The following is a 12,904-nucleotide window of genomic DNA, read 5'->3' on the forward strand; positions in this document are numbered from 1 at the left end:
TTGTGTTCTCCGTATCCTTGTGGCGTCAGGCGCTCGCGCCGGCCGGGGCGCAAGCAGCGGCAACTGCTCGAACATCCAGCGAACTCTTGGGCAGCGGATTGTTCGGACGCGTTTCGAGCCAGAAGCGATACAAGGTGTTCTTCGCCGCTTCGAGGCGGTAGTTGCTGGTCGCGCGCATGTCGCTAAGCGGCGCGTAGTCGTTGCCGAGCGCGAGCATCGCGGCTTGCGCGGTGGCTTCGTGCCATTCGGCGTCGCGCAGCACCGCTTCAGCGTGCGTCGCGCGCTTCGAGGTAGCGGCCATGCCGCCGAACGCAATGCGCGGCTCCCGGATCACGTTGCCGTCGGCGATAAAGGAGAACGCGGCGCACACGGCCGAGATGTCCGAGTCGAAACGCTTCGACAGTTTGTAGGTGCGGAACTGCAGATTCTTGCGCGCGCCGGTGCGGGTCGGCACCTTGAGTCCGACGACGAACTCGTGCTCCGCCATGTCCTTCTTCTGATACGCGAGGTACAGATCCTCGAGCGGCATTTCGCGTTCGATCTCGCCGCCGCGCACGATCACATGCGCGCCGAGCGCGATCAGGCCAGGCATCGAATCACCGATCGGCGAGCCGTTCGCGATATTGCCGCCGAGCGTGCCGGCATTGCGGATCGGCAGAGACGCGAAGCGTTGCCACATTTCGGTGAGTTCCGGATATTGCTTGGCGATTTCCGCGTAGGCCTTTTCGACGCTCACGCCTGCGCCGATCTCGATCCAGTCGTCGTTGGTTTCGAGCTTCTGCAATTCGGCGATCTGCCCGACATACACGATGTTGCCGAGATCGCGCATCATCTTGGTGACCCACAGACCGATGTCCGTGCTGCCGGCGAGAATACGCGTGGCGGGTTCGGCTTGCTTGATTTTCGCGAGCGCCTCGACCGTACGCGGCGCGTCGAACTGCTGGCCGGCGTGCTGGTAATGGAACGTGTCCTTGCGCTCGAGCGCGGCGAGCGCGTTCGACAGCGCTTCGACATTGACCGGCGCTTTCGGCGCGGGCGCTTCGAACATGCGCACGGCCGCGTCGACGATCGGACGATAGCCGGTGCAGCGGCACAGATTGCCGGTCAGCGCGTTGCTGATCGCGTCGCGCGACGGCACGGTCTTGTTCGCGCAGCTATGTTCGTGACCGTGCTTTTCATACAGCGACCACATCGACATCACGAAACCCGGCGTGCAGAAACCGCATTGCGAACCGTGACACTCGACCATCGCTTCCTGCACCGGATGCAGCGAGCCGTCCGGCTGACGCAGGTCCTCGACGGTGAAAAGCGCTTTGCCGTCCAACGTCGGCACGAACTGGATGCAGGCGTTGACCGCCTTGAAGTCGACGCCGCCCGCCTCGTTGCGCTCGCCGATCACGACCGTGCACGCGCCGCAGTCGCCTTCGGCGCAGCCTTCCTTGGTGCCGGTGCAATGCACGTCTTCGCGCAAATACTGCAGGACGGTGCGGGTGACGGGCGCATCCTTGATCTCACGGATCGCGTTGCGGTGGTAGAAGCGAATCGGCTCAGTCATGTCTCGTTACTCTCAATGTTCTGTGTCCGTTGGGACGTGCTGCGATGATGGTTCGAAAACTATCACCATCAATAAATACAACCCATAGCGGGGATCGCATGCGGGACATATTCGTGAAACGATATAGAGATGGGTTTGGGGTTCGGTTGGCTTATGTTGATTTGGCTGTTTTGCCGCATTTCTAGATAAATTGTAGCTTTACAGCCACGGACGACCAGGGCGCATTCATCCGGTTGGCATCGGAAGACCGCTCGTGCAGAGTGAAAATGGACCACTATATCGATCCGGCACCGTTATTTAGGCACCGAAATTATTAAGCAACCCCTGCAAGGGAATCGGTTCCATGGGAAAATCACGCCTTCCCGCCGTTTTCAAGTCTCGTTTTCCCCATGTCCACCGACTCAGCGACACCGCGCAGCGAATTTGCGACGACCATGCAGATCATTCCGGTCGTCTTTTTCACATTTCTTTGCTACCTGACGATCGGAATTCCGCTCGCGGTGCTGCCTGGCTACGTCCACGACGATCTGGGTTACAGCGCGATTCTGGCCGGCGCGGCGATCAGCGTTCAGTACCTGGCGACGCTGGCATCGCGGCCGCTCGCCGGCCGCTCGGCCGACACGTTAGGGCCGAAGCGGACGGTCACAATCGGCCTGCTGGGTTGCGGCGCGAGCGGGATCTTGTTGCTGCTGGCGGTGTTGTGCGGGCGCTGGCCCGTGGTGAGCTTGGGGCTGCTGGTGTGCAGCCGTCTCGTACTCGGGTTCGGCGAAAGCCTGTGCGGTACTGGCGCGATTTTGTGGGGCATCGGCCGGGTGGGCACGAGCAACAATGCGCGGGTGATTTCTTGGAACGGCATCGCGACTTATGGCGCACTTGCGATTGGCGCGCCGCTTGGCGTAGCGATTGCGCACACGATCGGGTTTGCCGCGTTGGGCGTTCTGGTGATTTTGCTGGCGGCGCTCGGGTTTTATCTGGCGCGGCCTATCGCGCCGGTGCCGATCGTGCATGGTGAGCGGATGTCGTATCGGAGTGTGTTCACGCGGGTGCTGCCACATGGGATTGGGTTGGCGTTGGGCTCGGCCGGCTTTGGGTCGATTGCGACGTTCATTACGCTGTTTTATGCCGCGCGGCATTGGCCTAATGCGGCTTTGTCGTTGACTGTTTTCGGCACGTTGTTTATCGGTGCGCGCTTGTTGTTCGCTAATACGATCAAGGCTTACGGTGGGTTCCGGGTCGCGATTGCTTCGTTTTCGTTTGAATGTGCTGGGTTGTTGATGTTGTGGTTGGCGCCGGAGCCGCATATTGCCCTCGCGGGGGCGGCGTTGACCGGGTTTGGGTTTGCTTTGGTGTTTCCTGCTCTTGGCGTTGAGGCGGTTGGGCTTGTGCCGCCTGCTAGCCGTGGGGCGGCTTTGTCGGCTTATTCTGTGTTTCTTGATCTTTCTCTGGGGATTACGGGGCCGTTGGCCGGGTATATCGCTGGCGAATTTGGCTACGCGCAGGTGTTTCTGTTTGCAGCGGTCGCTTCCGCGATGGCAGTCGTGCTGTCGACGATGATGTATTTGCGGAATTCACGGGCGCCTAATGCGCCTGCGGCGACCTGATTTTTTTTGCCTGCGCGGCGCTTGTTGTTCGTGCCTCTGGCTTTGGTGCCTTTCCTTGAATTGTTAGTGGCATGCGTGACGGTTGTTGTCTGTTTGCCTGGGGCGTTGGCCTTTCCTTGAATTGCTAGTGGTCTATTAGCGTTGCCCCTGTGCGGGGCGGCACCTACTTCTCTTTGCCGGCTGCAAAGAGAAGTAGGCAAGAGAAAGCAGCTCAAACCGCTAATGCTAAGTGGGCATCGTGGCCTGCTACGAGTAGTGGTGCATCTGGAATCTGTGTTCGTGCACCTGCATACGTCAGTGACAAGGGAGTCATACTTCCGGCGGCGCTGCGCGCGCCGAAGAGTACTTCATACCCCCGCTACGTTTTGACGCTCGCGTCTCGCTACCGAACCGTGGCTCGTCATTGCACCACCACCGCCGCGATTGTGATTGGAACAGCAACTGCAACCACCCACCGCCGCTGCCGCAGCGACTGTGAACGTGATCGGGACCAGGACGGTAGTCAGCACACCGACATATCATGTGAAGCGGGTGTTCCCGCGTGGGTGCAGAAGCGTGTCGCCGAGGCAAAGCCGACGGCCCCACAGACCCGAACCGAAGCCCGTGGTTTCACATGCAGACCCGTCCGCGACGCACGCAGTGCGGAGTGGGAACTGATGAGCCCCTTGTCACTAACGCTGAACGCGCGAGAACACGGATTCCAAATGCACCACTACCCACCGCAAACCATGGTGCCCACTTAGCAGTAGCGGTTTGAGCTGCTTTCTTTTGCCTACTTTTCTTTGCAGCCGGCAAAGAAAAGTAGGTGCCGCCCCGCACAGGGGCAACGCTAATAGACCACTACCAATTCAAGGAAAGGCCAACGCCATAAGAACACTGACAATAAGCGCCGCGAAGGCAAAAAACCTCACTTCCCTTCCGATAACCCCCGCTCAAGCGCCGCCACCCCAGCCGGCAACTCAACCTTAACTCCAAGATCCACCATCGTCCGCCCAAGCGCATGCAAGGTCCTGAACAGGTTATGTTCCCGGCACTGCTCGCCCATCTGCCCAATACGCACAATCGGCAAACCAAACGAACCGGAGATTTCCACCTGATGATGCCGCGAGATATGACCGCAAATATCAGCAGGACTCAATCGCTCCGGCACAACGATGCCAACAACCGAATTCAAACGACAAGGCGCCGGCGCATACAACTGCAAACCCAACGCAGTAATCCCCGCCTGCAGCGCAACCGAGCACTTCAAATGCCGCGCAAACCGCTTCTCAAGCGTCTCCGCGCACACGAGCCGCAACGCCTCGTGCAACGCCAGCACCCCCGACACGGGCGCCGTATAGTGATACCCCGCGTTGTGCCAAAAATTCTCCGCAAGCGAAGCATCAAGGCACCAATGCGCATTCGGCGCCGTGCGCCCCTTCACCCGCGCCCATGCCTCATCCGAAAACGCGATCAGCGAAACACCCGGGATCGACGACAAGCCCTTCTGCCCACCTGTAATGACCGCATCGATACCCCACGCGTCCATCTCCAAGGGCATCGTGCTCAGCGTACACACCGCGTCGACGATGACCAGCGCACCGGCTGCTTTCGCAAGCGCCGCAATCTCCTTCAATTGATGGTTCCACACGGTGTTGGATGTCTCACCCTGCACGATCGTCACAATCTCGGGACGCTCGCGGCGAATCGCCTCAGCCACGCTTTCGAGACTCGCCACAGTACCGTCCTCGACGTCGAGAATCGCAACTTCCGCGCCGACGCGCCGGCCCATCTCCGCCATCCGTTCGCTGAAAAAGCCGTTCTTGATGCTCAGCACTTTCGTGCCTTCCCATGCGAGGTTGGAGATCGCCATTTCCATCGCAGCAGAACCCGGCCCGGCTACGCCCAGCACCCACTTCGAATTCGTCTGGAACACGTAGCGCGCCATGGTCTTCACCTGACCAATCACCTTCACCATCGTGCTGCCCAGGTGATTGATCACCACCGTATTGGCCTTGGCCACCGCCGCGGGAATCGGCACGGGGCCGGCGCCCATCATCAGCAACGGCTCTTCGGGAAGAATGGCGTCGAGCGATTCGACAACCGGACAAGGCACAGCGTAGGAAACCGGTGCGGCAGAGGTGGATGAAGTCGGCATGATCGGTACGTGAATGTCAGAGTGCAAAGGGACAAGCGGCCCCGCCAGCAATGACACTGGCGGGGCCGCTTCACCGATCATTCACTGATCCGCACAATTGCGCAAGTTTTTTGTCCATGCCTGACCGCGCTCGAAGCCGAGTTCCAGCGCGGATCCCGCACAAATCAAGCGTGAATTAAAGCCTCACTTCACCTTGGACTTATCGAGCTTCTTGCCGGTTGCCGCGTTGTAGCGCTCGACGTATTCCTCGATCAGCTTGCGCATCGCGCGGCCGATCTGCCGATAGTCCGACTCGTTCAGATTAGCCAGCGACACCCGTCCCGACGGATGCTGCGTACCGAAGCCGCGTCCCGGCAACAGCACCACGCGTGCTTCGCGCGCGAGGCGGAACAGCAATTCCGACGGCTCGGTGTTCTTCAGCAGCCAGTCGACGAACTCGCGCCCGAACATGCGCTCGCCGAGGAACTCGATGTCAAGAATCGTGTAGTAGTCGACCTGGTTCGGATCGTCGTCTTCGAACGAAATGCCCACCTCTTCGTACAACGCCTGCTTGCGCTTGCGGATCAGGCGCTTCAACGCGTTCTTGTACGCGTCAGGCGTGTCCATCAGCGAAAACAGCGAGAACAGCACCATCTGCACCTGCTGCGGCGTCGACAAACCCGCCGTGTGATTCAGCGCGACAGTGCGGCTATCGGCGACCAGCCGATCGATGAACTTGAGCTTGTCCGGTTCGGTCGTGATCGATTCATAACGCTCGTGCAACTCCTTCTTCGCGTCCTTCGGCAACTCGGCGATCAGCTTGTCGAGCACGTTGTCGCGATGCGTCGCGATCACGCCGAGACGCCAACCCGTCGCGCCGAAATATTTCGAGTACGAGTACACGAGGATGGTGTTCTTCGGCGCGAGCGCGAACAGCGAGACGAAGTCGTCGGCGAAGGTGCCGTACACGTCGTCGGTCAACAGAATCAGATCGGGGCGTTCCTTGACGATGTCCGCGATGTATTGAAGGCTCTCGTCGTCGATCTTTACCGAAGGCGGGTTGCTCGGGTTCACGAGGAAGAACGCCTTGACCTTCGGATCGCGCAGCTTGTCGAGTTCCTTCTTCGAATACTGCCAGCCGCTTTCAACCGTGGCTTCGAGATTGACGACGTTCAACTGATAGTCGTTCAGGCGCGGAATTTCGATGTACGGCGTGAAAATCGGCAGGCCCAGCGCAATCGTGTCACCCGGCTTGATCAGGTGATTCTCGCGCATCGTGTTGAAGATGTACGTCATTGCCGCCGTGCCGCCTTCCACCGCGAACACGTCGAACTCGCCGACGAACGGATGGTTGCCGATCATCTCCTTGCGCAAATACTGCCCGACAATCTGTTCGGATAGCTTGAGCATCCGGTCCGGCACCGGATAGTTCGATGCGAGAATGCCCTCGCACATTTCATAGAGGAAGTCGCCCGCGGAGAGTCCGAGCTGATCGCGCACATACGACACCGCGCCGCGCAGAAAGTCGATGCCGGGCACGCCCTTGTTTTCGCGCAGGAACAGATCGAAGCGCTCCGTCAGCCCTTCGCGTCGCGGGAAACCGCCGACACCCTCTGGCATGTACGCAAACGAACGCTCCGACTCGCGCATCGCAAACAGTCCGAGCTGCCAGAAGCCGTGGCGCGGAATCGTCGCGAGGAAGTTCGGATTGCCGCGACCGGCGTTGAGCATCGATGCGTTGGCGGCACGCTCTACCGCGCCACCGCCCGCGGCCTTGATCAGCTCGTCCTTAAGTTCGAACGGGCTGAGCGCCGCAAAGCCGGCTTGAGCCATGTCGCCTTGTTTCTTGCCGCTTTTCTCTTTTGCCATGATGCGTTCTCCAATGTGCAAGTGAATGACGCCGGCGCCACGAGGGACACGTTCAGTTGCCGCCGGCGTAAGAGAGATCGATAGATGCGTGTACTAAACCCGGCTAAACCAGCCCGACCACTAGCGGTCCGAGCAACGTCAACGCGACGTTCGCAATCGCATAGGTGATCGCGAACGGCACGGTCGGCACGGCGCTTTCCGCCTTGTCGAGCACGCCGCCGAACGCCGGGTTGGCGCTGCGCGAGCCCGACAGCGCGCCGGCTAGAATCGCCGCGTTCTTGTAGCCCAGCACGTAGCGGCCGAACAACATGGTCAGGAGCAGGGGGAACAAGGTGACGAACACGCCGAGCAGAAAGATCGTCATGCCGCTCTGCTTGACCGTCACGACCGCCTGCAAGCCGGAGTTCAAGCCGACCACCGCCACGAATGCCGCGAGACCAAAGTCCTTCAGCAACTGCGAAGCCGCCGCCGGCATCGCGCCGTACATCGGATGCTTGCCGCGCATCCAGCCGAACAGCAAACCGGCCAGCAGACAGCCACCACCCGAACCGAGTGTGAGCGGAATGCCGCCCACGTTGAGGACGATTAGGCCGATCAGCAGACCGAGCACGAGGCCGACGCCCATATAGATGAAGTCGGTCTTGTTGCTGTACGGCAGCTCGTAGCCGGCTGCATCGACGGCGCGCTTGGTGTCTTTAGGCGAACCGTAGAATGTGATGACATCGCCGTGCTCGAGCTTGGTTTCGGGTAGAACCGGCAGCGGCTGGCCGGCACGCGAAACGCTCTGGAGATAGACGCCGTGGCGCATGTCGCGATCCACGACTTCGCGCGCAGCGGCGATCGTGGTGTGGTTCATGCCTTTGCGCGTGAACACGCCTTCCCGCGATTGCATGACGACGCCGACGTCCTCGGCGGTAGCCACCTCGCCTCCACTCGCGCCAAATTCGACCACAGCCTCGCGGCGGCCGACCACCAGCACCACGTCATCGGGTTTCAACACAAGATCGGGCGCCGGATCGAGTGGCTGGCCATCACGCCGGATCCGCTCGATCGTCAACATGTCCTGATGCAGGGTCTCGACTGCCTTGACCGTTTTCCCGGCGCTGACATCGATCTTGTACGCACGCCCCACCAGTTCGGGCAACGCACGAATTTGCCCCGCTCCGAGTGAAGACGAACCTGCAGACAGTTCACGCTCCGCTTCGATCGAGGCGTCGCGCAGACTCTGCCCCATGAACTTCGGCAAGATGTTCACGCAGACAATGATGGCGCCGAGCGAGCCGAACACGTAGGTCACCGCGTAGGCAATCGCCACGTCGGATTGCAGCGACTTGACCTGATCGGCGGGCAAACCGAGACGCGCGATGGCGTCGCCGGCCGTGCCGATGATCGCCGACTGCGTCAGCGCGCCGCCCGCGAGTCCGGCGGCGAGTCCCTTGTTCAGATGGAACAGCTTCGCGCAGATCACCACGGTGATCAGTGCGGTGACGGCGAGAAAGATCGCCATCGCGATCTCACGCAGCGTCTTGCGGTTCAGCGAGTTGAAGAAGCCCGGCCCGGAGTCGTAGCCGACCGCGTAAATGAACACGGCGAACATCACCGATTTCACGCCGTTGTCGATCGTCACGCCCGCCTGACTGATCAGGACCGCGGCCAGCAATGAACCGCCTACGCCGCCTAACTGGAATTTGCCGAAGTTGATCTGCCCGATGAAATAGCCGGCTGCAAGTGACAGAAACAGCGCAATCTCGGGTGATTTCTGAAAAATGTGATGTAGCCAGTCCATCATGCCCTCGCTGGATAGTTTGCGATACTGAGTACTGGGTGCTGCATGCGCATACGAACCTCACGGCATCCATATGCGGTCGACTGCGCGCCACGCCGCGCGCAGCCCATCTGCTCCGCCTAGCCGAACTTCCCGGCGAGGCCGACGACGACCGGCCCCATCAACGGCAGCAGAATGTTCGAGAGTGCATAGGTGATCGTGTAGCCGATCACGGGCGTCGAATTGCCGGTTACGCCGACCAGCGCGCTGATCGCCGGCGTGCTGCATTGCTGACCGGCAATGGCGCCGAGCAGCATGGGCGCTTCGAGCTTGAGAAACGCGCGGCCGATCCAGAGCGACAACAGGCCGGGCACGAGCACCATCAGGATGCCGGCGACGGGCAGCGCCAGACCGTATTCGCGCACCAGCTTGATGGCATCGGGCCCCGCCGACAGGCCGACGGCGGCAATGAAGGTGGCAAGGCCGAAGTCCTTGAGAATTTGCGCGGCGGCCGAAGGCAGCGAGCCGACCAACGGATGACGCGAACGGATCCAGCCGAACAGCAACCCTGAGAGCAGACAGCCGCCGCCCGTGCCGAGCGCGATCGACACACCGCCGATGCGCCCGCCGAGATGGCCGATCGCCATGCCGAGCAGCACGCCCAGGCCGAGATAGACGAAGTCGGTTTTCTGGGTCGCGGTGAGCACGTAGCCAAGATTCCGCGCACCACGCTCGACGTCGGCTTTCGCGCCCACCAGCGTCAGCACGTCGCCACGATTGAGCTCGGTGCCGGGCAGCGCTGGCACCGTGGTTTCAAGCCGCGTGACGGCCGCGATGTAGATGCCGCGCCCTTCCTCCGGCTTCGCCCGTTCGCGCAACTGCGCGACCGTCAGACCGTGCGCGTCGCTGCGCGTCAGCACGACGTCGAGCTTCTCCGCAATGATCTGACCGAAGCCGGCGTCAGCCACTTCTTCACCGAGGCTGGTAGCCGCGGCGACCATTGCTTCGCGCCGCCCACCCACGAGAATCAGGTCGCCAACGGCCAACGTCAGTTGCGGCTCGACCGGCACGTCGGCTCCGTTGCGCCGAACCTGCTCGATGGTCAGGTTGAAGCCGTGCTTCTGTTCGAGCGCCTGGATCGTCGCGCCGGCCGCCGTGCCGACCCGGAACGCGCGGCCCACGAGCGCCGGGGCCGCAGCCCGCTGGCCCTCGCCGAAGGCACCGTCGCCGCCGAGCTTGTGCCACACGCGCTCGGCTTCTTCGCGCAGATTGATGCGCAGCAGCAGCGGCGCAAACTGACTGGTGAACAGGACGATGGTGATCAGGCCGAACAGGTAGCTCACGCTGTACGCGGTCACGATGTTGGCCTGCAGGCGCAGCGTCTCAGCGTCGCTGAAGCCGAGCTTGGCAATCGCCTCCGAAGCCGTACCGATCACGGCCGACTCCGTCGCCGCACCGGCCAGCAAACCGGCCGCCGTACCGGCGTCGACCCGCATCACGAAGACCGCGATCATGATCAGCACCAGCACCGAGACGATCTCGACCACCGACAGCAAGCCATAGCGCCAGCCCCGGCCAATGTTGGCAAAGAACTGCGGTCCACCGGTGAAACCCAGCGCAAAGATGAACAGCGCGAAGGCGATGTTCTTCAGATCGGGGGCAAGCCGCGCGCCCGTCTGCCCCAACAGCAAGGCCACGATCAACGTGCCGCAGACGCCGCCCAACTGAATTGGCCCCACGCGAAACGAACCAATGAAATATCCGATTGCAAGGCTTGCGAACAGCGCGATCTCCGGTTGAGACCTCAGCAATTCACCGATCATGTTGGCTCGCCGATTTACGGTTTATTAGCAGAAAGATGAAAAAATCTTTCTGGAATTTGAAATGAATTCGATCCGAGTCAACCCGACTCAGGAATTACTCATCCGGCATCACCGAATTCCATTGAATGGAAAGTTTATGGCAATGGCATGACGCTCTCGGCGCCAAAGAAGATATGCCGCAATGCAGCGACGATAGCGATAGTGAAATACTTTTCAGCAAGTTCGACAATCGCGCTTTCCTCGCGAAGTTTGTCCGACGCCTGAAAAGGGCACGTTCTGCTGGCGGCCGGTTCTCTCTTGGCATGATTGAACATGTTTTATTGGGACTGCTTTTTTAATAAATATTGTAGTTCGGCATCGCTGTCAATATGATTTTCAATTGCGACCGTTTTCGCTTCGCAAAAGATGATCTTTAGTAAAGGGCGGAATGGTTTTCGGACCGTGCATCGCAAGCAGCGGTCATTACCATAAAGGGCCGATATACTGACGTGCCCGCCTGCCGCCTCGTAAGTCGGCATTCACCACGCCGGCACGCATCCTTCGGAGCCATTCATGCGCATGATCCTGTTCAGCAGCCGCCAATACGACAGCGACACGTTCGGCGAGGCCAACGGCACGCATCGCTATGAACTGCACTTCCAGGAATCGCACCTCGATGTCGAAACCGCGATCCTCGCCGAGGGCTACGAAGTGGTCTGCCCGTTCGTCAACGACAACGTCGACGCCGCCGTCCTGGAACGTCTTCATGCCGGCGGCACACGCATGATCGCGTTGCGCTCGGCGGGCTTCAATCACGTCGACCTGGCCGCAGCCGAGCGTCTCGGCATGACGGTTGCACGTGTGCCGGCCTACTCGCCGCACGCGGTCGCCGAACATGCGGTCGGTCTGATTCTGGCGCTGAACCGGCGCTTGCCGCGCGCGGTCGCGCGCACCCGTGAAGGCGATTTCTCGCTGCATGGGCTGCTCGGCTTCGATCTGCACGGCAAGACTGTGGGCGTGATCGGCACCGGCATGATCGGCCGCGTGTTCGGCCGCATCATGGCGGGCTTCGGCATGCAGGTGCTCGCTCATGACCCAGGTACGCCGGCCGAGGATCTGCTTGCCCTCGGCGCGCGTTACGTGCCGCTCGACACCCTGCTCGCCGAAAGCGACGTTGTCAGCCTGCATTGTCCGCTGGTGCCCGGCACGTACCATCTGATCGACGGGCCCGCGCTCGCGAAGATGAAGCGTGGCGCGATGCTGATCAACACGGGGCGCGGCGGACTTGTCGAAAGCAATGCGCTGATTGGCGCGTTGAAAGATGGCCAGCTCGGCCATCTCGGGCTCGACGTGTACGAGGAAGAAGGCGGCCTCTTTTTCGAGGACCACTCGAACCTGCCGTTGCAGGACGACGTGCTGGCGCGTCTATTGATGTTCCCGAACGTGATCGTCACCGCGCACCAGGCATTCTTCACGCGCGAGGCGATGAACGAGATCGCGCAGACCACGCTCGAGAACGTCGCGGCATGGCAGGCCGGCACGCCGCGCAACGTCGTACAGGCGCGAAGTTAGGGAGTGCCGCTGCCATCCACGGTAGTCGGGCGGATTACCGTGCGGGCGTCGTCCGCTGCGCCGCATATCTCGCGCAGCAAGGCCGCCTCGCGTTCGTGCACTTCCACCGGAAACCAGCGCGCGCCCGCATCGGCCAGATAGCGCGCGCGATGCTGCCCGTTGCGAAACGCCACCACGCCCTCGCGCTCGAGACCGAACCAGCCCAGCAGACCCGGCGCGCGACGCGTCGAGATCGTCACGTACGGCATCTGAGGAATGCGCGGATTCTCCGGATCGAGAAACTCGCGAATGCCACGCACCTTGCCCGAATGCCATTCGGCAACCGGCTTCAACACGTAATCGGTGTTGTCGCGATCCGCGCATTCCAGCAACTTGCGCGCATCGACCATGACTACCTGATGGCGCGTGCCGTCAGTCACGAATACGCGTTTCAGGCGCACATGGTCGTACCATGGATGTTCATGTTCATGCAGAGGCACGGTCCAAACCGTCTCGGCAGAGGCCGGCGCGGCTGAGGGCGATGAATTGGACAAGGGCAAAGGCGGGCTCGATAAGCTAGCAAAAAAACGCCAGCGCGTTAAAAGAGCGCTAACGCTACGAGCCGATTGTGAAAGATGCATGACA

At 61.0% G+C, this 12,904-nt stretch carries 9 protein-coding genes; 3 read left to right on the forward strand and 6 right to left on the reverse strand.

The window, feature by feature from the left end; all coding sequences use genetic code 11:
* Positions 1–25: 25 nt before the first annotated feature.
* Positions 26–1,555, reverse strand: coding sequence for a xanthine dehydrogenase small subunit (xdhA, locus tag M0D67_RS07305; protein ID WP_266238330.1), 1,530 nt, complete (start codon positions 1,553–1,555; stop codon positions 26–28).
* A gap of 389 nt (positions 1,556–1,944) precedes the next feature.
* On the opposite strand from xdhA, the gene M0D67_RS07310 reads away from it, so the two are divergent.
* Complete coding sequence (locus M0D67_RS07310) at positions 1,945–3,156, forward strand: MFS transporter (protein ID WP_093636608.1); 1,212 nt, start codon at positions 1,945–1,947, stop codon at positions 3,154–3,156.
* A 907-nt stretch (positions 3,157–4,063) separates the two neighbouring features.
* Here the strand turns inward: M0D67_RS07310 and M0D67_RS07315 are convergent.
* From M0D67_RS07315 to aspT (M0D67_RS07330), 4 genes are all read right to left on the reverse strand, one after another.
* On the reverse strand, positions 4,064–5,293 hold the full coding sequence (locus tag M0D67_RS07315) for an alanine--glyoxylate aminotransferase family protein (protein ID WP_154566596.1): 1,230 nt from the start codon (positions 5,291–5,293) through the stop codon (positions 4,064–4,066).
* A gap of 183 nt (positions 5,294–5,476) precedes the next feature.
* A complete protein-coding gene (locus M0D67_RS07320; RefSeq protein ID WP_266238333.1) occupies positions 5,477–7,141 on the reverse strand; it encodes a bifunctional aspartate transaminase/aspartate 4-decarboxylase in 1,665 nt (554 codons plus the stop codon).
* A gap of 103 nt (positions 7,142–7,244) precedes the next feature.
* Positions 7,245–8,927, reverse strand: coding sequence for an aspartate-alanine antiporter (aspT, locus tag M0D67_RS07325; RefSeq protein ID WP_266238335.1), 1,683 nt, complete (start codon positions 8,925–8,927; stop codon positions 7,245–7,247).
* Positions 8,928–9,046: 119 nt separating this feature from the next.
* Positions 9,047–10,729, reverse strand: coding sequence for an aspartate-alanine antiporter (aspT, locus tag M0D67_RS07330; protein WP_266238337.1), 1,683 nt, complete (start codon positions 10,727–10,729; stop codon positions 9,047–9,049).
* Between the two features lie 125 nt (positions 10,730–10,854).
* Between aspT (M0D67_RS07330) and M0D67_RS07335 the strand changes: the two genes are divergently transcribed.
* Both M0D67_RS07335 and M0D67_RS07340 read left to right on the forward strand, forming a co-directional pair.
* Positions 10,855–11,067, forward strand: a complete 213-nt coding sequence (locus M0D67_RS07335) for a hypothetical protein (protein WP_266238339.1) — start codon at positions 10,855–10,857, stop codon at positions 11,065–11,067.
* A 214-nt stretch (positions 11,068–11,281) separates the two neighbouring features.
* Complete coding sequence (locus M0D67_RS07340; protein WP_200563714.1) at positions 11,282–12,280, forward strand: 2-hydroxyacid dehydrogenase; 999 nt, start codon at positions 11,282–11,284, stop codon at positions 12,278–12,280.
* Here M0D67_RS07340 and M0D67_RS07345 read toward each other — a convergent pair.
* Entirely contained in the window at positions 12,277–12,900 is a 624-nt protein-coding gene (locus tag M0D67_RS07345; RefSeq protein ID WP_266238342.1) for a hypothetical protein, read from the reverse strand. The two genes, M0D67_RS07340 and M0D67_RS07345, sit on opposite strands and share 4 nt — an antisense overlap.
* Positions 12,901–12,904: the final 4 nt, after the last annotated feature.

The organism is Paraburkholderia sp. SECH4, from assembly GCF_030511745.1.
In the GTDB taxonomy this organism is placed as follows: domain Bacteria; phylum Pseudomonadota; class Gammaproteobacteria; order Burkholderiales; family Burkholderiaceae; genus Paraburkholderia; species Paraburkholderia madseniana.